Below are 22,620 nucleotides of genomic sequence, written 5' to 3' on the forward strand. Positions count from 1 at the left end.
ATGGACAGGGCACAGAAGATCATTACCCAGTTCGGCCCCAATGGGCGCCGGTCCATGCTGGATGCGCAGGAACTCTGTGCGCGCCTCGACGCTGCGCGCCAGACGCTGCCGCATCCCTTCGAGGCGGAGCGCGTCCGGATCGTGGCTTCCGTCGCCGACGCGATCAGCCGGCACAAGGGCGAGCTGTCACCTGCCATCCGGTATCTCGGCTTCTGGACACGGGCGGCGGCGCTGAAGCTGCTGGAGCGCAGCTTCGCGGCCACCATCCCGCCCCACACGCTGCGCCGGCCGCGGGGAATGACTTTCCACCTGCCGCCGCGCAACGTCGAGACCATCTTCCTCTATTCGTGGATCCTGTCCTTCCTCGCCGGAAACGCCAACATCGTGCGCCTGCCGCAGGAGGTGAGCGGCACGGTCGGATGGGTTCTGGACCTGTTCCTTGCGGCGCTCGATGCGTCCAGCGAGCGGTCGCAGCTCTTCGTGCATTATCCGCTCGATACGGACCTCAGCGGGCTCATCTCCGCCCATAGCGATGCCAGGATGGTCTGGGGCGGTGATGCCAAGGTGGGGGCCTTCGAGCGCCTGCCGCTTAGGAATGGCGGCAAGTCGCTGTGGTTCGGCGACCGCTCTTCGCTCTGTCTTCTGGACGGCGCGGCCGTGGGTGCGCTCGGTCCGGCGGAGCGCGAGGCGCTGGCGCAGAAATTCTTCAACGACGTTTTCGTTTTCGACCAGATGGCCTGCTCCTCCCCGCAGGCGCTTTATGTGGTCGGCACGCCGACGGCGCATCTGGAAGGCGTCCGAAACCTGCTGGCGGCCATCGGCCACGTCGCGACGGCCAAGGGCGCCATCGGCGCGGCCGGGCACCAGATCGCCAAGATGACGGCGGCCTTCTCGGCTGCGGCGTCCGGGGATGTGATCGACTTGTCCTGGCGGGGGACGGAACTCACCACCGTCGTCTCCGGCGTGGCCGAGCGTGTGGACCGGCGGATCGGCGGCGGCTTCCTCTCCGTGGTGTTCCTCCCCGATCTCGCTGCCCTCAACGGCGTGCTGCGGGAGCGGGACCAGACCATCACGCATTTCGGTTTCTCGGAAGACGCCATCCGCCTGGCGGCCGCGCGCAATCTCGGCCCTGGTGTGTCGCGCTGGACGCCCGTGGGCTCAGCGCTTGATTTCGACAGCGTGTGGGACGGGTACGACATCCTGTCCGAACTGACCCGCGCCTGCCGCGTCGGTTGAGGTCGCGAGGAACGAGTCCCCGCGCAGGACGGACGGTCTCTCAAACGGCTTCGCGTTTCGTGCGTGGCCTCGAACGGAGTTGTGATATCAGCATTAAAATCCGCTGTTTCGTGCAGTAAATGCGCGGAAATGCGGACGATCCTGCCGTAAACTTTGCACTGCAAAACGGCGCGGATGATGCCATGAACGATTATCGGGCGAAAACCATGCTTGCGGATGGCGGCTGTGGTGTCCTCACCATCGATCTCGGTGCCCTCGCGCGCAATTACCGCAAGCTGAAAGAGACCGCCGCGCCTGCCGCCGTCGCTGCCGTGGTGAAGGCCGATGCCTACGGGCTTGGGGCTGGGCTCGTCAGCGAGCGCCTCTATGCGGAAGGCTGCCGGCACTTCTTCGTCGCCCATTTCGTCGAGGCCGTGCGCCTGCGCCCGACCCTGCCGGTGGAAGCGACCCTTCTCGTCCTTAACGGCCTGATGCCGGGCGAGGAGGAGCACGCGGCGGACCTGGGCGTGACGCCGGTCATCAATTGCCTTGAGCAGGCGGCCGCCTGGGCGACAGAGGCGAAGGTCCGTGGGACACGCCTCAAGGCCGCGATCCAGATTGATACCGGCATGTCTCGCCTCGGTCTGTCGGAGGCGGATGTCGCGTCCTTGCGGGCGGACAGCCTGTTCGCCGAGGCGGTCGAGCCCATCCTGCTTATGAGCCATCTCGCCTGTGCCGATACGCCGGCCGCTCCGGCGAGCGCCGGCCAGCTGGCCGTCATGCAGCGTGTTGCAGCACACTTCCCCGGCCTGCCGGTGTCGCTCGCCAATTCCGGCGGCGTCTTCCTTGGCGGCGCCTTCCATTTCGCCCTCGCGCGGCCGGGCATTGCCGTTTATGGCGGCGCGCCCGTGAGCGACGTTGCCAATCCCATGGAGCCGGTGGTCCGCATCGACATCCCGGTCATCCAGGCGCGAACCGTGCCGGCGGGCACGGCGGTGGGCTATGGCGGCACCTTCGTCACCACCGGCGAGACGCGGCTCGCGACGCTGAGCGGCGGCTATGCGGACGGCATTCCACGCCATCTCAGCTCCAGCGGCGCCCTCTACTATCAGGGCGTGCGTTTGCCCATCGCCGGGCGCGTCTCCATGGACAGCCTCACTGTGGATGCCTCGGCGCTGCCGGAAGGGGGCCTCCGGCTCGGCACCATGGTCGAATTCGTCGGCCCCAGCCAATCGCTGGAACAGGTGGCCGCCGACGCCGGCACCATCTCCTACGAGATCCTGACCCGCCTCGGCCGTCGCTATCGCCGGGTCTACATCTGACTATTCCAACAAGAACAAAATCCTACAGAGGGTGACATGCGGATCATCGTTCTGGGCGCCGGCGTCATCGGCGTCACCTCCGCCTATTTCCTGGCGAAGGCCGGCCATGAGGTGACGGTGCTCGACCGGCAGGCCGGACCGGCGCTGGAAACGAGCTATGCCAATGCCGGCGAGGTGTCGCCGGGCTATTCCTCGCCTTGGGCAGCGCCGGGCATTCCCATGAAGGCCGCCAAGTGGCTGTTCATGAAGCACGCCCCGCTCATCGTCCGCCCGACGCTCGATCCGGTGACCTGGCGCTGGATGCTCCAGATGCTCGCCAACTGCACCTCGGCCCGCTATGCGGTGAACAAGGGCCGCATGGTGCGCATCGCCGAATACAGCCGCGATGTGCTCATGCAACTGCGGGCCGATACGGGCATCCGCTATGACGAGCGCATGCAGGGCACGCTGGAAGTGTTCCGCAGCCAGAAGCAGCTCGACGGCATCGCCAAGGACATCGCCGTCCTGAAGGCGGACGGCGTGCCGTTCGAGGTTCTGGACCGCGAAGGCTGCGTGCAGGTGGAGCCGGGCCTCAAGCCCGCCGCCCACAAGATCGTCGGCGGCCTGCGCCTGCCGGGCGACGAGACCGGCGACTGCTTCCTCTTCACCAATGCCTTGGCCAAGCTCGCTGAGGGCCTGGGCGTGCGCTTCGTCTACAATGTGGACCTGAAGCGCCTGCGCCGGGATGGCGACCGCATCGCGGCCGTCGAGACCGCGCAGGGCGATTACATCGCAGACAGCTATGTGGCGGCGCTCGGCAGCTACATGCCAGGCTTCCTCGCCCCGCTCGGCCTCGACCTGCCCATCTATCCCGTGAAGGGCTATTCCATCACCGTGCCGATCCTCGACGAGGCCAAGGCACCCGTCTCCACCGTGATGGACGAATATTACAAGATCGCCATCACCCGCCTCGGCTCGCGCATCCGCGTCGGCGGCATGGCGGAGATCGCCCGCTTCAACAAGGATCTGCCGCCCGCCCGCCAGGCGACGCTCACCCTCTCGGTGGAAGACCTGTTCGGCGGCGCCGGCGACCAGAAGAAGGCGGAGTTCTGGTGCGGCCTGCGCCCCATGACGCCGGATGGCACGCCCATCATCGGCAAGACGAAGTTCGGCAACCTGTTCCTGAACGGTGGCCACGGCACGCTCGGCTGGACCATGTCCTGCGGGTCCGCCCGTCTCCTGTCCGACATCATCTCCGGTGCCAAACCCGAAATCTCCACCGAAGGGCTGGATCTCTCCCGCTATCGCTGAGCCGACGCCCGGGGGGCGTTTTCCGCGCGCCGCGGTTTGGCGTAAGAGGCAGGGCCGGCATTGTCCGGCCCTGTCCTGTTCTGACGATGCGACACGGCTGAAGCCCATGCACGAGATTGACGCGATCGACCGGAAGATCATCCGCCAGCTGCGGCTCGATGCCCGCATCTCCAATGTGGATCTCGGCAAGGTGGTGGGGCTGTCCCCGTCGGCCTGTCACCGCCGCATTGCGCTGATGGAGAAGGCCGGCATCATCACCGGCTATACGGCGCTCACCGACATGACAGCCGGCGCCCCGTCCATCGCCGTCATCATCCAGATCACACTGGAGCGGCAGACGGAGGAATATCTGAACCGCTTCGAGCTCGCGGTGCGCAAGTTTCCCGAGATCCGCGAATGCCTGCTGATGACCGGCCTCTCGGACTATGTGCTGCGGGTGGACGTGGAGAATGCGCTGGAGTTCGAGCGCATTCACAAGGAGATCCTGTCCGTTCTTCCCGGCGTGCTGCGCATCAATTCCAATTTCGCCATCCGCAACGTGCTCGCCGACCGGCGGGTTGCGGCGCGGCCGGAGGATTAGCCCCGGCGTTCCAGCGCGAGGCGCAGGCCGAAGGCGACCAGCACGCACCCCGTGAGCCCGTCGAGCACCCGGCGCACGGTGGGGCTCTGGAGCACGCGGGCGAAGGGACGTGTTGCGCCGACCAGCAGCGCGAACCAGCTCATGCCCATCGCCACATGGATGGCAGCGAGGCCGAAGCTGAAGGCTACCACCGGCATGTCCGGCGGCACGAACTGGGGCAGGAACGTCACGTAGAAGATGCCGACCTTCGGATTCAGCAGATTGGTCATCAGGCCGCGCCAGAACCAGTTGCCGGCTGAGGCGTTACGGGGTACGACCACCGCCGCTCCGGCACCACCGTCGGGGCGTAGTGCTGCCAGAAGCATGCGGCCGCCGAGCCACAGCAGATACAGGCTGCCGACGACCTTGAGCACCATATAGGCGGTTTCCGACACCGCCAGCAGCGCCCCGAGGCCCAGCGAGGCGATCAGTCCCCAGAGCAGCACGCCTGACGAGACGCCCGCACCCGCCTGCAAGGCCGGGCGCGGCCCTTCCACGGCAGCGGTGCGGAGCACGAGCGCCGTGTCGAGGCCGGGCGTGATGACCAGCAGTGCGGCCGCGAGGGAAAAGGCGATCACCGCCGAAACCGGGTCCATGGCGCCTCCGCGCGGGGCGACGCGAAGACCTGCGGCCGCCCCCTGTTCCTCCGGCCGCTTCGGGCCGTTCGGATCTGAATAGCCGCCGGGCACGTGGATCGCCAGAGGGCTCAGCGCTCCAGCGCGTCCTGCAGGCGATACCAGGAGATGGCCGCCGAGGCGTAGAGCGGATGCAGGTCATGCACCGGCATGGGCCGGATGGGCGAGACGGTGAGCGGAAGGGGAGAGGTCGCGTCCAGCAGGTGGGCGCCGATGGCGGTGCCGAGGGCGCTCGCCATGGCGACGCCCCGCCCGTTGTAGCCGAGCGCCGCGATGAGGCTAGGTGCGGGTTTGTGGACATGTGGCAGATGGTCCGGCGTCATGGCCACGCGCCCGGTCCAGTGGAAGTCGAGCGTCATGTCCCGCGTCTGCGGGAAGAAGTGATGGAGGGCCCCGATGATGCGGTGATAGTCGCCCGGCCCCGTCGGCTCGCGGAAGGTGCCGCGCCCACCCATCATCAGCCGGTTGCCGGGGCCGATGCGGAAATAATTGCCGATGCGCCGGGTATCGGAGACCACAGGTCCGTCCGGCAGGATGCGGGCCAGCATCTCGGGCGGCAGCGGCGCGGTGGCCACCTGGAAGCTGCTTGCGGGCACCATCGTCGCCCGGAGGCCGGGCCAGAGCCGATCCGTATAGCCATTGGTGGCGAGCAGCACCATCTGCGCCGCGACCGTCGCGCCATTGGCCGTGGACGCCTGCCACTGCGTGCCATTGCGCGCAAGGCGGGTCACGGGGCTCTCGCCATGGACGCGAACGCCAGCGGCCAAGGCGGCGCGGGCCAGCCCGAGGGCGTAGTTGAGAGGGTGCAGCGCGCCAGCGCGCCGGTCGATCCAGCCGCCGGCGAAGCCCTCGCTGCCGATGGCGCGGGCCATGGCGGGCGCATCGAGCCACTGGACCGGCGCGCCGCGCTTCGCCCATTGGCCCATGCGCTTTTCGATCGCCGGCAGGTGGCTGGTCTTCACGCTGGCCTGGATCCAGCCGGAGCGCCGGGCCTCGCAGGCGATGGCGTATTTCTCGATCAGGGTGAAGACCTGATCGGCGGCCTTGCCCACGAAATCCGTGGTCGCCTCGCCGAACAGGGTGTCGAGCGTATCGGGATCGTATTTCAAGCCGGGAATGACCTGCCCGCCATTGCGCCCGCTGGCGCCAAAACCCGGCGCCACCGCATCGAGCACCACCACCGAGGCGCCGCCTTCCGCGAGCCGCAAGGCGGCGGTAAGGCCGGTGAAGCCCGCGCCCACCACCAGCACGTCGCAGCGCGCCGCGCCCGTGAGGGGCGGCGTATCCGGGGCAGGGGCGGCGGTGGCGGCCCAGATGGAGGCGGCGGAGGCTGTCATGGGCATATGTCCGAAGCGGCCGGGTCAGACCGGATGGGTGACGCGGCGCAGGAAATCCTGCGTGCGCTCGTGGCGGGGGTGGTGCAGCACCTCGCGGGCGGGGCCTTCCTCGACGATGCGGCCGCCATCGAGGAACAGGACCCGGTCCGCCACCTCGCGGGCGAACTGGATCTCGTGCGTGACCACCAGCATGGTCATATGCTCCTCGGCGAGCGCGCGCATGACCTGGAGCACCTCACCGACCATCTCGGGATCGAGCGCCGAGGTGGGCTCGTCGAACAGGATGGCCTGCGGGCGCATGGCGAGCGCACGGGCGATGGCCACGCGCTGCTGCTGGCCGCCGGACAGAGAGGCGGGATAGGCATCGGTCTTGGCGCCGAGGCCCACACGGGCGAGCAATCCCTCGGCCCGTTCGCGCACCTCCCGCTTATCCTCGCCCAGAACGAAGACGGGACCTTCCATCACGTTTTCCAGCGCGGTGCGGTTGGGAAACAGGTTGAAGCGCTGGAAAACCATGGACACGCGGGTGCGGATGGCATGGATGCTGGAGGCGCGGGCATCCACCTGCGTCGTGTCCACGGTGATGCGCCCCTTCTGATAGGTCTCGAGCCCGTTCACGCAGCGCAGCAGGGTGGATTTGCCGGAGCCGGACGGACCGATGAGGCAGACCACCTGCCCCTTGCCCACCTCCGCATCGATGCCCTTCAGAACCTCATGGTTCCCGAAGGACTTGTGCACGTCCTCGAAGCGGATCATCGGGCTTTCCCCAGGCGCAGTTCGAGCTGGCGCATCACGATGTTCAGCGGCACCGTGAGGCACAGATAGAGCAGGGCCACCAGCGTGAAGATGGTCATGTTGTTGAAGGTGGAGGACGCCAGCATCTTGCCCTGCATGGTCAGCTCGGCCACCGAGATCACCGAGACCTGCGAGGAATCCTTCAGCAGCATGACGATGTTGTTGCCATAGGGCGGCAGCACGATCTTGAAGGCCTGCGGCAGGATCACCCGGCGCATCATGAGCGGGCGCTTCATGCCGATGGACTTGGCCGCTTCCACTTGCCCCCGGTCGACCGCCTCGATCCCGGCACGGAAGGTTTCGCCGATATAGCAGGAATAGGTGAGGGCGAGACCGATGACGCCGGCCTGGAAGGCGGAGAGATCGATGCCGAAGTCCGGCATGACGAAATAGATGTAGAACAGGATGACGAGGATCGGCACGCCGCGCACCAGTTCCACGAACACCCGCGTGGGGGCGGCAAGCATCGGCACGCCGGAGGTGCGCAGCAGCGCCCAGACGAGACCGAGGGCGGTGGACAGGCACAGCGCCAGCGTCGTGACGGCGATGGTCAGCCACAGCCCCTTGATGAGGATGGGCAGATATTCGGAGGATTGGGTGAGAAAGGCGGACATGCGTGCCCCATGGCGGGCCAACGGATGCGACGGCGGGCCGTCGCGGCACCTGTACTTGCCGGCGCGATGGGCCGGGGAACGGACGGCGCGGCGCGCCGCCCGCGTTGTCGATCAGAGGCCGTAGGCGGCGAAGATCTTGTCCAGCTCGCCGCTCGCCTTGAGCTTGAGGATGGCGGCATTGACCTTGGTCAGCAGGGCCGGATTGTCCTTGGCGATGGCGAGGGCGACCTGGCCTTCCTTGAGAGGCTTGTAGCCTTTCACGAGCCGCACGCCGAGGCCGGGGTTCTTGGCGATCTGGTAGGCGATGATCGGCTGATCGCCAAAGCCCGCCTTGATGCGGCCGAGCTTCACGTCGCGCATGATGTCGGCGATGCTCTCGTAGAGCTTCACTTCGCTGAAGATGTTCAGGGCCTTTAGGCTGTCGGCGAAGGTGGTGCCCACCTGCGCGCCCACCACCTGGCCCTTGAGGTCGTCGAGCGTGACATCCTTGGCGTCGGCGGCCACGAACATGGCGTCGCCATAGGTATAGACCGGTTCGCTGAAATCCACGACCTTGCGGCGCTCGTCGGTGGCAAGCATGCCGGCGGAGATGACGTCGATCTTGTGGGTGCTGAGCGAGGGCACCAGCGCCGAGAAGGCGGTCAGCTCGAAGGTGGGCTTCAGGCCGACTTCGGTCGCGATCGCCTTGGCGAGGTCCACCATGGCGCCGGTGGGCTGCTGGGTGGTGGTGTCCACGAAGGTGAAGGGAACGCCGGTGGTGGTGACGCCCACCTTGAAGCTCTCCTGCGCCATCACGGGTGCGGAGAAGCCCACTGCGATGCCGACCGCCAGAGCGGCGAGAGATTTCAGAAACATGCTGTCTCCTGTTCCGCGCTCTGGCATCCGGGCGCGCGCAAGCGCTCGCCGTCCGGCGCGTGTTGGTTCCGCCTCGAAGGATCGGCAGCAGGAAAGGGCTGCCTTGGCCGGTCCGCATCGGAACCGCCGCAGCCACTATAAGCCAACCCTGCACCTCGGCAATGGGCGCAGGTTGCAAAATTTCACTTTTATGAAAATTGGAACTGTGCGACGTCTTTCGTAATTCGATGAACTCTGTGATGGGCCATCGGAAATCGTTTCATTCAGGGATCGTTTTCACGATGGTGAAGGGGCGGGCCGAAGTGGCGTCAACCGAGGACGAGGCGGCGAGCGAGCATGATCGTGCCTTCGGGTCCAGCATCCGCGAGGCGCGGCTCGCGCGCGGGCTTTCGCTCCAGCGCGTGGCGGATGCGGCCGGTCTTTCGGTGGGGTTGCTCAGCCAGGTGGAGCGCGGGATTTCCTCGCCCTCCGTGCGCGTGCTGCGGGCGATCTGCGGTGCCCTTGGAGTCACCGTGCAATCGCTGTTCGGGGAGGACGGGGCTCCGCTCTCCGAGAGCCGCCATGTGATGCGGCCTTACCAACGCCGGCGGCTCGATCTCGGAGCCAAGGGCATCGTGAAGGAATTCCTCAGCCGCAGCGATCTCAGCACGCTGCAGATCATGGAAATCATCCTCGCGCCCGGCGGCAGTTCCGGCGAGGAGGCCTATAACCACATTGGCGAGGAAGGCGGCGTGGTGGTGGAAGGCGCGATGGAACTCGTCATCGACGGCACCGTGCACCGCCTCATGCAGGGGGATTCCTTCGCCTTCGAGAGCGCCCTGCCGCACAAGTTCCGCAACCTCTCGGAGGGCGTCACCCGCGTGCTCTGGATCACCACGCCGCCGGTGTGGTGAGGCCGGCGGCGCCCGCTCAGGACAGTCGGGCCATCAGGCCGGCGATGAGGCGGCCCCGCTCGGCCAAGGTGTCGATGCGGATGTGCTCGTTGAGCGTGTGATAGTCGCCGCCGCAGGGCCCGAGGCTGTCCAGCGTCGGGATGCCGAGCGCTCCCGTGAAATTGCCGTCCGAGCCGCCGGGCGAGGAGCGGTGGGGCAGATCGAAGCCGAGTTCTCCGGCGATGGATTTCGCGAGGGCGTGGAGCGCCATGGAGCCCGCGTTCGGCTCCCACACGGGGCGCACCACGCTGGTCTTCACCTCAAAGCCGGTGCCGTCCTCCCGCCGCTCGTTGAGGGCCAGGATGCGGGTGGTGCCGCGGTCGAGGTCCTCCTGCCGCTTGGCCATGCTCAGCGCTTCGCCGCTGCAGGTCGTGGCAACGCAGTTCACCCACTGCCCGCCATGGACGACGCCGACCGAAAAGGTGCAGTCGTCCGAGGTCATATCCTCGATTTCGGGAATGCGTCGCGCCATCTCCCGTATGGCGGAACGCCCTTCCTTCAGCGTTGCGCCGGCATGGCTCGCCCGGCCGTAAGCGGTGAGCTTGTAGCGGGCGATGGCATAGCGTCCCGTGGTCACGCCCTTGTCGGCAAGGCCGGGCTCGGGCACCAGCACATATTTGTGCGTCTTCGCTTCCTCTTCGATGAGGGTGCGGGTGCCGGGGCTGCCGATCTCCTCGTCGCTGGTGAAGAGGAAGGTGATGGGCAGCGGCGTCTCGATGCCGGCTCGCGTGAGCTGGATCAGCGCCTCCAGCGCGGTGAAGGTGCCGCCCTTCATGTCCAGCAGGCCCGGCCCCCAGCACAGGTTGCCCTCCTGCCGGAAGGCGAGCTTTTCCAGCGTGCCGATGGGATGCACGGTGTCGAAATGGCCCATCACAAGGATGCCGGGCGTGCCGGCATCCCTGTGCGGAAAGCGTATGCGGGCGCAGTCCCCGAGCCCGTCCGGCCCGGGGATATGGTCGACCTGTCCGCCTGCCGCCGCCGCGTCGCGCGCGGCCAGCGCCACGGCGCGCGAGACGGCCGCCGGGTCATAGGTAGGGCTCTCGCACTCGATCCAGGGGCGCAGGCGCGCCAGCATGGATGTCGTGTCGAACGGCAGGGCAGAGAGGTCCATGGCGTGCCTCAGGCCGCCGCGAGGCGGTCGGTGGCGACCGTCGCCAGCAGGCTGGAGCCGATGGGCAGGATGGCCTCGTCCAGGACGAAGCCAGGATTGTGCACCGGCACGTCGCCACCATGGCCGACCCAGAAATAGGCACCGGGGACAGCCCGCAGCATATCGGCGAAGTCCTCGCTGCCCATGATCGGGGCCACGTCGGTGAGCAGGTTCTCGGCACCGACGATCTTGGCGATGCTCTTGGCGGCGGCGTCGCTCTGGGCCTCGTGATTCACCAGCACGTCGAAGATGGAGCGGATCTCCACGTCGATCTCCATCTCGAAGGTGGCGGCGATGCCGGCGGCGACGGTGCGCATGCGCTGGCGCATGAGTTCGCCGGTGGCCGCATCGAAGAAGCGGGTGGTGCCGCCGAGCGTCGCTTCCTGGGGAATGACGTTATAGGCCGAACCGGAATGGATCTTGGTCACCGACAGCACGGCGGCGTGCTGGGGATCGGCATTTCGGCTGACGATGGATTGCAGCGCCTGCACCAAAGCGGTCGCGGCGATCACCGGGTCGCGGGAGACCTCCGGGCGCGCGCCATGGGAGCCGCGGCCCGTGATCTTGATGTCGAAGAAGTCGGCCCCGGCCTGGGCCGGGCCGGCGAAGATGCGCACCTTGCCGGCCTCGATGTTCGGCGCATTGTGCAGGCCATAGACTTCATCACAGGGGAAGCGCTCGAACAGCTTGTCAGCCAGCATGGCGCGGGCGCCGCCGAGACCCTCCTCGGCCGGCTGGAAGATGAAATGGACGGTGCCGGCAAAGTCGTTGTTGCTGGCAAGATAGCGGGCTGCGCCCAGCAGCATGGTGGTGTGGCCGTCATGGCCGCAGCCGTGGAATTTGCCGGGATATTTGGAGGAGAAAGGCAGGTTGGTCGCTTCGTCCATGGGCAGGGCGTCCATGTCGGCGCGCAGGCCGATGCGACGGCCCGGACCCTTGGCGCCGTGCAGCACGCCGACGACGCCGGTCTTGCCGATGCCACGATGCACCTCGACGCCCCAGGAGGCGAGCTTCTCGGCCACCAGCGCGGAGGTGCGCACTTCCTCGAAGCCGATTTCCGGATGGGCATGGATGTCGCGGCGGATGGCGACGAGATCGTCGGCGAAAGCTTCGATTTCGGGCAATGCAGGCATGGGTCCGTCTCAGGTCAGCTTTGGGGGAGAAGGTCAGGCGAAGGCCGGGCCGTTGGGTTCCAGTCGCACGCCGGGGCGCAGATGCTTCCACGGCAGGCTGGCGGGGGAAAGGGGCATGGCACCGGGCGCGGTGCAGACCAGAATGGTTTCCGCAATCGGCGTGAAATCGGCCCGGAAATGCACGGAACTCTTGTTCACGAGGATCGCTTGCTCGGTCGGCTCGATGCCCACGTAGCGGAACATTGCCTGATCGGCGAGCTGCGCCTTGCGCGAGGCGACCACCACCCGCACGCCGCCGATGCGCAGGCAGGCAGAGCGACCGAGGAACATCGGCCCCTTGCCGAAATACGGGCCGGTGGCATTGAAGGTGCCGTCGGAGAGAGCCTCTACCGTGAAGGTGCCCTCGAACGGCGCATCCCCCGGAAGGCCCGACTTTCCGCCGAGCGCCAGCGTCACCTGACCCCCGACGCCCGCGGCATGGGCTGCGTCTGCCGCCTGCGGGTCCACCATCAGGCCGAGCGCCGCCCGCTCGGCACCGCAGGCGAGCAGCGCGCGCAGCATGCCCGTGGTGTCGGAGGTGCCACCGGCGCCGGGATTGTCCTGCGTGTCGGAGATCACCACCGGCTTTTTCGCCGTGGCGGCGATGGCCATCGCTTCCCGCACGCCCGCCTCGGGCGAGAAGGCGCTGCCGGCGAAGGCGTCCTCCTGCGCGAGGATGAGGGCGGTCATCGCGTCCGCGGCCGCATCGGCCTTCGCCTGGGTGTCCGCATAGGCGACAACGCTGCCGCCGCAGTCCGGAAAATCGGCGGCGGGGAAGCCGGGCAGGAAGGACAGGTGGACCAGCCCCATCTCGCGCTCGATCTGTGCCAACTGCTGATAGAGCGTGCGGCAGGGCTCCATCTCCGTGCACTGCCAGGCGATGGGCATGAGGAAGGGGATCTGCCGGAAGGCCTTGGCGAAGGGCTTGCCCGCCATGCGGTCGGCCAAAACATCCGCCGCGCGCCGGCCGGTGTCGGCCATATCCACGTGCGGATAGGTGCGATAGGCCACCAGCGCATCCGCCTCGTCCACCATGCGACGCGAGACATTGCCGTGCAGGTCGAGGCTCACCACCAGTGGCACGTCGGGACCGATGAGGTCGCGCACGCGGGCCTCGGTCTCGCCCTCGCCGTCGTCGTAATGGGTGGTCACCATGGCGCCGTGGAGGTCGAGATAGACGCCATCCACCGGGCCGAAGGCGGCCAGACGCTCCAGCATCTCGGCCATGATGCGCTCAAAGGCGTCCTCGGTCACATGGGCGGAGGGCGCAGCGGCGCACCAGAGCGTCGGCAGCACCTCCCAGCCCTTTTCGGCTGCGGCGGCGATGAAGCCGGAGAGGCCGGTGTTCTTCCCCGGCATCCGCTCGAAGATTTCCGCGCCCCGGCTGATGGGCGGGAAGCCGCCGCCATGCTCGAAGGCGGCGTAGGGCGCCTGTGCGGGGGCAAAGGTGTTCGTCTCGTGCATGAAGCCGCCGACGGCGATGCGGGTCATGGATCTGTCCTTGCTTATCTCACGCGCCGGCGGCGGCGGGCTCCAGCGGCCGGAAATTGGCGAAGTCCCAATGGCGGCCGGGGGCGGCGGCCAGGAGGTCGCGGGTGTAGTCCGCCTTCGGGGTGGCGAGAACTTCCTCGGCCGTACCGTATTCCACAATGCGGCCCTTATGCATCACAACCACATCGTCGCAGATCTGGGCTGCCACCCGCAGGTCGTGGGTGATGAACAGGATGGCGATGCCGAGCCGGGTCTGGAGGTCGGCCAGAAGGTCCAGCACCTGCGCCTGCACGGAAACGTCGAGGGCCGAGACCGCCTCGTCCGCCACCAGCACATCGGGCTCCATGGCGAGCGCCCGCGCGATGGCGATGCGCTGGCGCTGGCCGCCCGAGAACTGGTGCGGAAACCGCTCCACGGCATCCTCCGGCAGGCCGACGAGCGGCATCAGCTCGCGGGCGCGCTTCAGCGCCACGGCGGCGGGCACGCCGAAATTGCGCGGGCCTTCCGCAATGCTCTCGCCCACCGTGATGCGCGGGTTGAGCGAGCGGTAGGGGTCCTGAAAGATCATCTGGATGCGCTTGCGATAGGGGCGCAACACGCTGGGCGAGAGGTCAGAGACTTCCTGCGCGCCGAGGCGAATCGAGCCCGAGGTGGGGTCGATGAGCCGCATCACGCAGCGGGCCACCGTGGACTTGCCCGAGCCGCTCTCGCCCACGATGCCGAGCGTGCGACCGCGCTGCAGGCGGAATGAGACGTCCTTGGCCGCCACCGTCTCGCGCGGCGCACGGAACAGGGCGCGGGAGGCGTAGGTCTTTTCCAGTTCGCTCACCGAGAGCACGGTCTCCGGCGAGGTTTCCGGACGCGGCGGGCGGGGCGTGAGGCTCGGCACGGCGCCCAGCAGGCGGCGGGTGTAGTCCTCCTGCGGCGCGCGCAGGATGGTGTCGATGGGGCCAGTCTCCACCACCTTGCCGTGGTGCATCACGCACACCCGGTCCGCAATGTCCGCCACCACGCCCATGTCATGGGTGATGAACAGGACGGACGTGCCCATCCGTCCCTGCAGCTCCTTGATGAGCTTCAGGATCTGCTTCTGGGTGGTGACGTCCAGCGCCGTGGTGGGCTCGTCCGCGATCAGCAGCTTGGGATCGAGGATCAGCGCCATGGCGATCATGATGCGCTGGCGCTGGCCGCCGGAGAGTTGGTGCGGATAGGAGGCATAGACGCGCTCGATATTGGGCAGGTGCACCTGCTCCATCATCGCCAGCACCTTCTCCCGACGCTCGCGACCGGAGAGATGCAGGTGGGTCTTCAGAACCTCCTCGATCTGGCGGCCCACCGGGATCACCGGATTGAGCGCCGTCATCGGCTCCTGGAAGATCATGGCCATGCGGCTGGCCCGAAGCGCCCGCAGGCGGGCATCGCTTGCGCCCACCAGTTCCTCGCCCTCAAGCTTGATGCTGCCGCCTGAGAGGCCGAGCACCTTCTTGGGCAGCAGGCCCATGGTGGCGAGCGAGGTGACGGATTTGCCCGAACCGCTCTCACCCACGAGACACAGGGTCTCGCCGGGCGCGATGGAGAGGGAGATGCCGTCAAGAACCCGCCGCTTGAGCGCGGCGATGTCGACACACAGATTGTCGATGGTCAGGATGGGGGAAGGGGTGCCGCTCATGCGCCGGTCCTCTTCTTGAGCCGCGGGTCGAGTACGTCTCGGGCGGCATCGCCGATCAGATTCACGGACAGGATGCACATCGAGAGAAGCAGGCCCGGCCAGAAGATGAGCATGGGCTTCAGCTGGAAGTACATGCGCCCCTCCGAGATCATGTTGCCCCAGGAGGGAGTCTCGGTGCCGATGCCGGCGCCGAGGAAGGAAAGGATGGCTTCCGTCACGATGGCCGAGGCGCAGATATAGGTGCCCTGCACGATCAGCGGCGCATAGGTGTTGGGCATCAGGTGGCGATAGAGCAGAGCCGGCAGGCGCGTGCCCATGGCGATGGCCGCCTCCACATAAGGCTCGTTGCGCGCGGAGAGCACCACAGAGCGCACAAGGCGCACCACGCGCGGCACCTCGGGAATGGTGATGGCGATCATCACCGTCGTCAGCGACGAGCCGGAGAGCGACACCACGGCGATGGCGAGCAGTACGCTCGGAATGGCCATGAGGCCGTCCATCACCCGCATGAGGATGGCATCCAGCGTGCGGAAATAGCCCGACAGCAGGCCGAGCGGCAGGCCGATGGCGATGGAGATGACCATCACCCCCAGCCCGACGATGAGCGAGACCCGCGCGCCATAGATGAGCCGAGAAAGTAGGTCGCGGCCGTAGGAATCCGTGCCGAGCAGATACATGGGGCTGGGCGGCTTCAGCCGCTGCGTCGGCAGCATGGTGATGGGATCATGCGGGGCCAGCAGCGGCGCGAGGAGCGCCATGGCGGCGATCAGCACGAGGCAGACGGCGGCGACCGTCGGCGCGAAGCGCAGCCGCGACAGGTTCGGCAGATAGCGCGGCCGGCTGACGGGCAGGGCGCCCGCATCACTGGGAGAGGAGGCGGCCATCAGTAGCGGATCCTCGGGTCCAGCAGGGAATAGGAGAGATCGACCATCAGGTTGATGAACACATAGATGCCGGAGGTGAGAAGGATCAGCCCCTGTATGACCGGATAGTCGCGGGCCAGAACCGCATCGACAATGAGCCGTCCGAGGCCGGGAATGTTGAACACGCTTTCGGTCACCACCACGCCCGAGATGAGCAGGGCAAAGCCGGTGCCGATGACCGTGAGGATGGGCACGGCGCTGTTGCGCAAAGCGTGGCGGAACAGGACGATGCGCTCGGCGACGCCCTTGGCGCGGGCGGTGCGGATGTAGTCTTCCCCCAGCACGTCCAGCAGGCTCGCACGCGTCATGCGGGCGATCAGCGCCACATAGATGGAAGCGAGGGTGAAGGCGGGGAGGGTGGCGCGCTGGGCGAAGGGGCCGATGCCGTTGGCGATCGTGCTGAAGCCCTGAACAGGGAACCAGCGCAGATTGATGGCGAACACCTGGATCAGCACATAGCCGATGACGAAGACCGGCACGGAGAAGCCGAGCACGCACAGCGCCATCACGAGATTGTCGATGAGCGTGCCGTGCTTCCAGGCCGCCAGCACGCCCATGGGCACGGCGATGAGGATCGAAAGCACCATGGTGACGAGCGCGAGGTTGAGCGTCGGCCCGAGGCGCTGGCCGATCAGCGTCGTCACGGGCGTCTTGGAGATGAGCGAGGTGCCGAGATCGCCATGCGCGAGCTGGCTGATCCAGGTGAGGAACTGGACGGGTATGGGCTTGTCGAGCCCGAGGCTGGTGCGGATGGCCTCCAGCTGTGCCGGTGTCGCCGTGTCGCCGGCGATGATGGCGGCGGGGTCGCCGGGCGTGAGGCGCAGCAGCAGGAAGACGAACAGCGCGACCACGCCCATGACGGGGATGGCGGCGAGCACGCGCCGGAGAACATAAGCGAGCATGGATCGCCCTCGCTGGGAAACGGGGCTGCGCCCGGCCGGTGCGGGCCGGGCGCAGCGGCGTCAGTTGGCTTTCTTGATGTTCCAGAACAGCGGCGCCGGTCCCTGGATCAGCCCGGAAAGCGAGGTGCGGTAAAGGGCCGGAATGTAGTAGCTGCCGAGCGGCACGTAGGCCGCGTCGTCATAGGCGCGCTGCTGGATCTTTGTGGCGACCGCCTTCTGCTCGTCGAGCGTCTTGGCCGCGGCGAACTCCTCGCGCATCTTGATGATTTCCGGATCGTCCAGCCAGCCGAAGAAGCCGCCCTTCTTGCCACGCGTGTTGAGCATGGGGTTGACGAGGGGCGTCCAGACTTCGGCGCCGATCCAGTTGGTGAAGAACAGGCTCCATCCGCCTTCGGCCAGCGGGGCCTGGCTGGCGCGTCGGGTCACCAGGGTCTGCCAGTCCATGGGCTGGAGCGTGACCTTGAAGCCAGCATTGCGCAGGGCCTGAGCCGCCACCACCGGCTGGGGAGCGACCGTGATGACGTCGGTGGGCTGGAGGATGACGACGGGGGTGCCGTCATAGCCCGCCTCCTTCAGCAGCGCCTGCGCGGCCTTGATGTCGCCCGTGGCGAAGGTCTTGGGCGCGCCGGCATCCGTGGAGAGCGGGACGCCGCAGCCATACATGGACGGGCAGGCCGCGAAATATTCGGGATTGCCGATGAGGGCGGCGAGCACGTCGTTCTGCCCGAGCGCCAGCATGGCGGCGCGGCGGATCTTCACATTGTCGAAGGGCGGATAAAGGACGTTCATCTGCCCCATGGTCTGGGTGTTGAGGGGCGTCCAGCGGAACTTCTTGATGTCCGGATTGGCTTCGGCCAGCGGCAGGAGGTCCACCGGCGGGGCCTCCATATAATCGATCTCGCCATTGTTGATGGCGTTCAGCGCCGTCTGCGCGTCGGGCATGTTCACCCATTCCACGCGGTCCACGTAGGCGACCTTGCCGCCGGCGGTCCAGCTCGGGGGCTCCTTGCGGGGCACGTATTTGTCGAACTTCTCGTAGACCACCTTCACGCCGGGCTGGAACTCCGCCTTCACGAACTTGAAGGGGCCGGAGCCGATCTGGTCGGTGATGCTCTCGCTGGCGGGCGTCTCCGCGATGCGCTTCGGCATCATGAAGGGCACGACCGACGAGGGCTTGGCCAGCATCTCGAGCGTCGGGCCGAAGGGCTTCTTGAGCTTCAGAACAATGGTCTTGGCATCGGCGGCGGTGAGGCTCTCGGCGTAGTCCATGAGCATCTGGCCGCCGGTATCGCGCTGCGCCCAGCGCTTCAGGGAGGCGACGCAGTCTTCGGCGGTGACCGGCGTGCCATCGTGCCACAGCAGGCCGTCGCGCAGGGTGAGCGTGTAGGTCAGCCCGTCGTCGGAGACCTTGTACTCCGCCATCTGCGGCTGCGGTTTGTAATTGGCATCCATGGACAGCAGCGTGTCATAGATCATGTAGCCGTGATTGCGCGTGATGTGCGCGGTGGTGATGATCGGGTCCAGCACGCGCAGGCCCGAGTGCATCACCGCCCGGATGGTGGTGCCGGCCGCGTGGGCGGCGGGGGCGAGGGAGGACAGGCCAAGGGCAAGCACGGACGCCATGGTGAGCGTCTTCAGGGCCTTGCGCCGCGGGCCGGACACCTCGGTCTTGAACCAATTCATGCAACAGTCCCCTCGGATCGGAATGGTCGGATGGTCAGGAAGGTGAGAGCGCCGGTCTTGTGTCTTGTCTGGCCTCTTGCCGTGCGACGTGTGCCCGCCACGGGGCGGCGCGGTGGCCGGCCCGTGCGATGAAGGTCGCCCCGTCCGTTCTGGGCCTGAGAGATTCACCGCTGACGCGGCTTGCTCCTTCGGCGGACCGGCAGGGCCGGTCACTCTCCGGACGTCTTCTGGCAGGCACCGGTCCTTTGACCTGAGAGTTTCCGGGGCGGTTGCTCCTTCGGTGCCGGATCGATCCGGTCTCTCCCGGTGCTGCCATTCACGTGAAGGAGCCTAGCGCTCTCAACGAAATGCACAATAACTACGCGTGGTGAAAAAATAGCCGGTATACCGCAGGCCGACCGCTCCCCCGCCCAATGCGCAGGCAAACGGGCATCCTGCCATCATTCGGTGTGGTTGGGTGGGGCGCAATTTGAAGATGTTTTGCCGCTCAAATGCGAGGCGAGCGAGGGCTTCACCGGTGCGACATTTCCGGCGCGGCGGCCGGTCGTTTGTTGGGATAGGCCGGTGAGGGGATGCCTCCCCTTTGGGCGGGAGCGGGGCGTGCGGAAGCCGTTACGCCAGCGTCATCACGCCGCGCACGACCACATAGATGCCGACCATCGCGACGATCAGGGCGAACAACCGCGACAACCGCCCCTTGCGCCCCGCAAGATGGCGCGCCAGCCGCTGGCCAAGGAGACCGCCGATGACGCCTCCGCCGATGAACACAGCCACCATGCGCCAGTCGATGAAGCCTGAAACTGCGTAGTTCACCGCCGTCGTCACGCCGAAGGCGGTGACGGCCACCAGTGAAGAGCCGATGGCGAAGATGAGCGGCATGCGCGTCGCTGCCAAAAGGCCGGGCACCACGAGGAAGCCGCCACCGATGCCGAAGAAACCCGAGAGCGTCCCGACCGCGACACCCATGCCGATCAGGCGGGGCAACAGCACGGGCGCAGACGTGCTCGATAGCCGCACGGCAGGATCTTCACCGGTGCCGGTACGGCGGAACATGGCCAGTGCAATGGCGATCATCAGGGCGCCGAACAGCAGAAGAAGTTTCTGTCCATCCATCGCCTTGCCGAGCGTGGAGCCGAAGGTCGCGCCGAGAACGCCAGCGAACGTGAAGACAATGGCACATGGCCATTTCACGTGCCCCGCCCGTGCGTGCCCGGCAAGATTCGCAGCCGCACTGACGGCTACCGCCACCGCGCTCGTCCCGATGGCGAGGTGGGGTGAGGGGACGCCGACCAGATAGACCAGAAGGGGGACTGCCAGCACGGAGCCGCCGCCCCCGATGAGGCCGAGAACCAGCCCGACGAGGGTCCCCGAAAAGAGCGTCAGGCCATCGGTGAGGAGGGAGGCGGGCACGGGCGGGCTCCAGCCGGAACGGAGAAAAGCGCCCCGATCGCGCAGGGGCTACACGGATCGGGGCAGAGAGGTCACAGGCCGTTGATCGGCACCTTGAGGAACCGCTTTCCCGTCTCGTCGGGCGGCGGTAGTTCGCCAGCACGGATGTTTACCTGGATGGAGGGAATGATGAGGCGCGGCATGTCGAGGGTCGCGTCGCGGGCTGTGCGCATGGCGACGAACTCCTCTTCGCTCACCCCGTCGCGCACGTGAATGTTGTGCGCCCGTTCATCGGCCACCGTGGTCTCCCAGCGGATGTCGCGGCCGTTCGGGCCGTAGTCGTGACACATGAACAGGCGGGTCTCGGGCGGCAGGGCCAAAACGCGCTTGATCGAACGGTAGAGCACGTGCGCGTCGCCGCCCGGAAAGTCGGCCCGCGCCGTGCCGCCGTCAGGCATGAACAGCGTGTCGCCGACAAAGGCGGCATTGCCGATCACGTGGGTCATGCAGGCGGGCGTATGGCCGGGCGTGTGCATGGCGAAGGCCGTCATGCTACCGATCCGGTAGGTATCGCCGTCCTTGAACAGCCGGTCGAACTGGCTGCCGTCGCGCTGGAATTCCGTGCCTTCGTTGAAGATCTTGCCGAAGGTCTCCTGAACGATGGTGATGTTTTCACCGATACCCATCTGTCCGCCGAGGGTCCGCTGGATATAAGGCGCGGCGGAAAGATGATCGGCATGCGCGTGGGTCTCGATGAGCCATTCCAGCCGGAGTCCGTGGTCCTGGATGAACGCGATGATCGCGTCTGCGGACTGGAAGGCGATGCGGCCGGCCGCGTAATCGATGTCCATGACGCTGTCGATGACGGCACAGGCGTTCGACTGCGGGTCCTTCACCACATAGCTCACGGTGTTGGTGGGCGCGTCGAAGAAGGCGGTCACCTCCGGTTTGACGGACAGGTCAACGGCGTGCGGGATCGGGAGCATGGAAGCGTCTCCGTTTGTTTCAGGGGCGGGTCTTCAGGGCATCGGTGCCCTGGGCCGTGGAGGGATGGCTCCGCCCGGCGAGCCAGCGGGCGAGGGCCATGCCGGCGAACATGGCGGGCACGAAGACGAGAACACCCGGCGCCCCCAGTGTGAGACTGGTGAGCGCGGGGCCGGGGCAGATGCCTGACAGTCCCCAGCCGATGCCGAAGATGGCCGGACCGACAATGACGCGGGCATCGATCTGCCGCGCCGTGGGCATATGGAAACGCGGCGCCACCCAGGGGTGGGGCTGACGGAGAGCCAGCCGGAAGCCGATGGTGGCGACGATGACAGCGCCGCCCATGACGAAGGCAAGGCTCGGGTCCCATGTCCCGGCGACGTCGAGGAAATTGAGCACCTTCGCCGGATCGGCCATACCCGAGACCACAAGGCCGAGGCCGAAGAGGAGGCCCGACAGTGGGGGGAGGAGCAGGGCCATGTCAGCCTCCGAAACCGTGGCGGACGAGGAACACCGTCAGTCCGGCCGTCGCCATGAAGGTGAGGGTCGCGACCAGGGAGCGCAGCGAGAAGCGGGAAAGTCCGCATACGCCGTGGCCGCTGGTGCAGCCATGGCCCCAGACGGAGCCGAAGCCCACGAGGAGCCCTGCCCCCGCCATGAGCAGCAGGTTGCCCGAGACCGTTTGCGCGATGGGGCGGCCGGTCACGAGGATCATGGCCACCGGCGCGGCCACGAGGCCCGCGATGAAGGCGAGGCGCCAGTCGAGGCCGTCGTCCTCATAAGGTGGCAGGAGGCGGGAGGCGATGCCGCTGATGCCGGCGATGCGCCCTGACGCTGCCATGAGCAGCACGGCTGCGAGCCCGATGAGGGCGCCACCCGCCAGAGAGGTCCATGGGGTGAAGGTGGTGGTCATGTGGTGTCGGCCGTGTCACTTCTTCGGCTGCGCCAGCGGGCAGGTGCGCAGGCCGACCAGCATATAGGCCGGGCAGAAGCCGAGAATGCCGGTCGCGATGAGGACGAGGCCCGCTGCCGCGGCCACCCAGAGCCAAGGTCCGAGGCTCGCCAGCGACGCTGCGGGAATGAACGGGAGGATGAGGAGTGCGATGCCGACTGCCACGCGGATGGCACGATCCAGGGAACCGACGTTGACCATGGGACTCTCCATGTGTAAATTAGAAGATACGAATATTAGGTTATTCTAAAATGTCAACGAGCAAAAATGCCGCGCCGTCGACCCCGGGCGTCGTGGCGCTGGAAGCCAAAGCGGAGGAAGTGGCGGCGCTGCTGTCCTCCATGGCCAATGCCAAGCGTCTGCTGGTGCTGTGCCAGCTTGTGGAGGGCGAGCGTTCGGTGGGCGACCTTGCCGAGGTGGTGGGTCTCAGCCAGTCCGCGCTCTCGCAGCATCTCGCGAAGATGCGCCTGCAAGGGCTCGTGGAGACCCGGCGGGAAGCACAGACGGTCTATTACCGGCTGGCCAGCGGCGAGGTGCGGCAACTCCTCGAAACGCTCCATGGCATTTTTTGCGGCGACCTTGCGCCCGCTTGAACCGCCATGGGGCGGCCGGCCGGAATGGTCCTTTGGCGGGGGTTGCGCTCGCGCGAAAAAAGGTGAATTAAGCTGACCTAATCGCCGCAGTATTCTGT

General features: G+C 67.0%; 23 protein-coding genes and 1 riboswitch. Of the genes, 6 read left to right on the top strand and 17 right to left on the bottom strand.

All coding sequences use genetic code 11. The features are described 5' to 3' along the window. The 4 genes from AZC_RS10690 (at position 1) to AZC_RS10705 (ending at position 4,407) form a co-directional block, all read left to right on the top strand. The gene (locus tag AZC_RS10690; RefSeq protein ID WP_012170591.1) at positions 1-1,236 is read left to right on the top strand and encodes an acyl-CoA reductase; all 1,236 of its coding nucleotides are present in this window, start codon (positions 1-3) and stop codon (positions 1,234-1,236) included. 182 nt (positions 1,237-1,418) lie between these two features. Beyond that, the gene (alr, locus tag AZC_RS10695; protein WP_043879208.1) at positions 1,419-2,537 is read left to right on the top strand and encodes an alanine racemase; all 1,119 of its coding nucleotides are present in this window, start codon (positions 1,419-1,421) and stop codon (positions 2,535-2,537) included. A gap of 36 nt (positions 2,538-2,573) precedes the next feature. Beyond that, positions 2,574-3,827, top strand: a complete 1,254-nt coding sequence (locus tag AZC_RS10700; RefSeq protein WP_012170593.1) for a D-amino acid dehydrogenase — start codon at positions 2,574-2,576, stop codon at positions 3,825-3,827. Between the two features lie 106 nt (positions 3,828-3,933). Further along, positions 3,934-4,407, top strand: a complete 474-nt coding sequence (locus tag AZC_RS10705; protein ID WP_012170594.1) for an Lrp/AsnC family transcriptional regulator — start codon at positions 3,934-3,936, stop codon at positions 4,405-4,407. Here AZC_RS10705 and AZC_RS10710 read toward each other — a convergent pair. The 5 genes from AZC_RS10710 to AZC_RS10730 form a co-directional block, all read right to left on the bottom strand. Then, the gene (locus AZC_RS10710; RefSeq protein ID WP_012170595.1) at positions 4,404-5,042 is read right to left on the bottom strand and encodes a LysE family translocator; all 639 of its coding nucleotides are present in this window, start codon (positions 5,040-5,042) and stop codon (positions 4,404-4,406) included. The two genes, AZC_RS10705 and AZC_RS10710, sit on opposite strands and share 4 nt — an antisense overlap. A 110-nt stretch (positions 5,043-5,152) precedes the next feature. Beyond that, a complete protein-coding gene (locus tag AZC_RS10715; RefSeq protein WP_043879209.1) occupies positions 5,153-6,418 on the bottom strand; it encodes an NAD(P)/FAD-dependent oxidoreductase in 1,266 nt (421 codons plus the stop codon). Between the two features lie 24 nt (positions 6,419-6,442). Further along, positions 6,443-7,174, bottom strand: a complete 732-nt coding sequence (locus AZC_RS10720) for an amino acid ABC transporter ATP-binding protein (protein WP_012170597.1) — start codon at positions 7,172-7,174, stop codon at positions 6,443-6,445. Then, positions 7,171-7,827, bottom strand: a complete 657-nt coding sequence (locus AZC_RS10725; protein ID WP_043879210.1) for an amino acid ABC transporter permease — start codon at positions 7,825-7,827, stop codon at positions 7,171-7,173. Before AZC_RS10725 ends, AZC_RS10720 begins: the two co-directional genes overlap by 4 nt. Before the next feature lie 111 nt (positions 7,828-7,938). Further along, entirely contained in the window at positions 7,939-8,682 is a 744-nt protein-coding gene (locus AZC_RS10730) for an ABC transporter substrate-binding protein (protein WP_043879211.1), read from the bottom strand. 302 nt (positions 8,683-8,984) lie between these two features. On the opposite strand from AZC_RS10730, the gene AZC_RS10735 reads away from it, so the two are divergent. Further along, positions 8,985-9,575 (top strand): helix-turn-helix domain-containing protein, encoded by a 591-nt coding sequence (locus AZC_RS10735; RefSeq protein ID WP_197531790.1) that lies wholly within the window; start codon positions 8,985-8,987, stop codon positions 9,573-9,575. 16 nt (positions 9,576-9,591) lie between these two features. On the opposite strand, the gene AZC_RS10740 is transcribed toward AZC_RS10735, so the two are convergent. From AZC_RS10740 to AZC_RS10795, 12 genes are all read right to left on the bottom strand, one after another. After that, a complete protein-coding gene (locus AZC_RS10740) occupies positions 9,592-10,725 on the bottom strand; it encodes a M20/M25/M40 family metallo-hydrolase (protein ID WP_012170601.1) in 1,134 nt (377 codons plus the stop codon). Positions 10,726-10,733: 8 nt separating this feature from the next. Continuing rightward, complete coding sequence (locus tag AZC_RS10745) at positions 10,734-11,897, bottom strand: M20 aminoacylase family protein (RefSeq protein ID WP_012170602.1); 1,164 nt, start codon at positions 11,895-11,897, stop codon at positions 10,734-10,736. Positions 11,898-11,930: 33 nt separating this feature from the next. Beyond that, on the bottom strand, positions 11,931-13,427 hold the full coding sequence (locus AZC_RS10750; protein WP_012170603.1) for a M81 family metallopeptidase: 1,497 nt from the start codon (positions 13,425-13,427) through the stop codon (positions 11,931-11,933). 19 nt (positions 13,428-13,446) lie between these two features. Further along, complete coding sequence (locus AZC_RS10755) at positions 13,447-15,096, bottom strand: ABC transporter ATP-binding protein (RefSeq protein WP_012170604.1); 1,650 nt, start codon at positions 15,094-15,096, stop codon at positions 13,447-13,449. After that, positions 15,093-15,980, bottom strand: coding sequence for an ABC transporter permease (locus AZC_RS10760; protein WP_012170605.1), 888 nt, complete (start codon positions 15,978-15,980; stop codon positions 15,093-15,095). The genes AZC_RS10755 and AZC_RS10760 overlap by 4 nt, the downstream gene beginning before the upstream one ends. Next, positions 15,980-16,921 (bottom strand): ABC transporter permease, encoded by a 942-nt coding sequence (locus tag AZC_RS10765; RefSeq protein WP_012170606.1) that lies wholly within the window; start codon positions 16,919-16,921, stop codon positions 15,980-15,982. Before AZC_RS10765 ends, AZC_RS10760 begins: the two co-directional genes overlap by 1 nt. A 60-nt stretch (positions 16,922-16,981) precedes the next feature. Next, positions 16,982-18,604, bottom strand: coding sequence for an ABC transporter substrate-binding protein (locus AZC_RS10770; RefSeq protein WP_043879213.1), 1,623 nt, complete (start codon positions 18,602-18,604; stop codon positions 16,982-16,984). A 228-nt stretch (positions 18,605-18,832) separates the two neighbouring features. Continuing rightward, a riboswitch (glycine riboswitch) is annotated at positions 18,833-18,920 on the bottom strand. Positions 18,921-19,216: 296 nt separating this feature from the next. Next, complete coding sequence (locus AZC_RS10775; protein WP_012170608.1) at positions 19,217-20,014, bottom strand: sulfite exporter TauE/SafE family protein; 798 nt, start codon at positions 20,012-20,014, stop codon at positions 19,217-19,219. 71 nt (positions 20,015-20,085) lie between these two features. Then, entirely contained in the window at positions 20,086-20,979 is an 894-nt protein-coding gene (locus AZC_RS10780; RefSeq protein ID WP_012170609.1) for an MBL fold metallo-hydrolase, read from the bottom strand. Between the two features lie 19 nt (positions 20,980-20,998). Continuing rightward, positions 20,999-21,457 carry a YeeE/YedE family protein gene (locus tag AZC_RS10785; protein ID WP_012170610.1) on the bottom strand — a complete coding sequence of 153 codons (459 nt, stop codon included), beginning with the start codon at positions 21,455-21,457 and terminating at the stop codon, positions 20,999-21,001. A 1-nt stretch (position 21,458) separates the two neighbouring features. Continuing rightward, positions 21,459-21,890, bottom strand: coding sequence for a YeeE/YedE family protein (locus AZC_RS10790; protein WP_012170611.1), 432 nt, complete (start codon positions 21,888-21,890; stop codon positions 21,459-21,461). Between the two features lie 15 nt (positions 21,891-21,905). Beyond that, a complete protein-coding gene (locus tag AZC_RS10795) occupies positions 21,906-22,130 on the bottom strand; it encodes a YgaP family membrane protein (protein WP_043879214.1) in 225 nt (74 codons plus the stop codon). Between the two features lie 50 nt (positions 22,131-22,180). Here AZC_RS10795 and AZC_RS10800 point away from each other — a divergent pair, with 50 nt between their 5' ends. Then, the gene (locus tag AZC_RS10800) at positions 22,181-22,522 is read left to right on the top strand and encodes an ArsR/SmtB family transcription factor (RefSeq protein WP_012170613.1); all 342 of its coding nucleotides are present in this window, start codon (positions 22,181-22,183) and stop codon (positions 22,520-22,522) included. The last annotated feature ends 98 nt before the right edge of the window (positions 22,523-22,620 follow it).

The organism is Azorhizobium caulinodans ORS 571 (assembly GCF_000010525.1).
In the GTDB taxonomy this organism is placed as follows: domain Bacteria; phylum Pseudomonadota; class Alphaproteobacteria; order Rhizobiales; family Xanthobacteraceae; genus Azorhizobium; species Azorhizobium caulinodans.

Coding starts and splice junctions, on each gene's coding strand:
- AZC_RS10760 (WP_012170605.1), bottom strand. CDS start 15,980: ATGGCCGCCTCCTCTCCCAGTGATGCGGGCGCCCTGCCCGTCAGCCGG.
- AZC_RS10750 (WP_012170603.1), bottom strand. CDS start 13,427: ATGACCCGCATCGCCGTCGGCGGCTTCATGCACGAGACGAACACCTTT.
- AZC_RS10710 (WP_012170595.1), bottom strand. CDS start 5,042: ATGGACCCGGTTTCGGCGGTGATCGCCTTTTCCCTCGCGGCCGCACTG.
- AZC_RS10770 (WP_043879213.1), bottom strand. CDS start 18,604: ATGAATTGGTTCAAGACCGAGGTGTCCGGCCCGCGGCGCAAGGCCCTG.
- AZC_RS10690 (WP_012170591.1), top strand. CDS start 1: ATGGACAGGGCACAGAAGATCATTACCCAGTTCGGCCCCAATGGGCGC.
- AZC_RS10765 (WP_012170606.1), bottom strand. CDS start 16,921: ATGCTCGCTTATGTTCTCCGGCGCGTGCTCGCCGCCATCCCCGTCATG.
- AZC_RS10720 (WP_012170597.1), bottom strand. CDS start 7,174: ATGATCCGCTTCGAGGACGTGCACAAGTCCTTCGGGAACCATGAGGTT.
- AZC_RS10745 (WP_012170602.1), bottom strand. CDS start 11,897: ATGCCTGCATTGCCCGAAATCGAAGCTTTCGCCGACGATCTCGTCGCC.
- AZC_RS10730 (WP_043879211.1), bottom strand. CDS start 8,682: ATGTTTCTGAAATCTCTCGCCGCTCTGGCGGTCGGCATCGCAGTGGGC.
- AZC_RS10700 (WP_012170593.1), top strand. CDS start 2,574: ATGCGGATCATCGTTCTGGGCGCCGGCGTCATCGGCGTCACCTCCGCC.
- AZC_RS10780 (WP_012170609.1), bottom strand. CDS start 20,979: ATGCTCCCGATCCCGCACGCCGTTGACCTGTCCGTCAAACCGGAGGTG.
- AZC_RS10725 (WP_043879210.1), bottom strand. CDS start 7,827: ATGTCCGCCTTTCTCACCCAATCCTCCGAATATCTGCCCATCCTCATC.
- AZC_RS10740 (WP_012170601.1), bottom strand. CDS start 10,725: ATGGACCTCTCTGCCCTGCCGTTCGACACGACATCCATGCTGGCGCGC.
- AZC_RS10785 (WP_012170610.1), bottom strand. CDS start 21,457: ATGGCCCTGCTCCTCCCCCCACTGTCGGGCCTCCTCTTCGGCCTCGGC.
- alr (WP_043879208.1), top strand. CDS start 1,419: ATGAACGATTATCGGGCGAAAACCATGCTTGCGGATGGCGGCTGTGGT.
- AZC_RS10755 (WP_012170604.1), bottom strand. CDS start 15,096: ATGAGCGGCACCCCTTCCCCCATCCTGACCATCGACAATCTGTGTGTC.
- AZC_RS10795 (WP_043879214.1), bottom strand. CDS start 22,130: ATGGTCAACGTCGGTTCCCTGGATCGTGCCATCCGCGTGGCAGTCGGC.
- AZC_RS10715 (WP_043879209.1), bottom strand. CDS start 6,418: ATGACAGCCTCCGCCGCCTCCATCTGGGCCGCCACCGCCGCCCCTGCC.
- AZC_RS10790 (WP_012170611.1), bottom strand. CDS start 21,890: ATGACCACCACCTTCACCCCATGGACCTCTCTGGCGGGTGGCGCCCTC.
- AZC_RS10800 (WP_012170613.1), top strand. CDS start 22,181: ATGTCAACGAGCAAAAATGCCGCGCCGTCGACCCCGGGCGTCGTGGCG.
- AZC_RS10705 (WP_012170594.1), top strand. CDS start 3,934: ATGCACGAGATTGACGCGATCGACCGGAAGATCATCCGCCAGCTGCGG.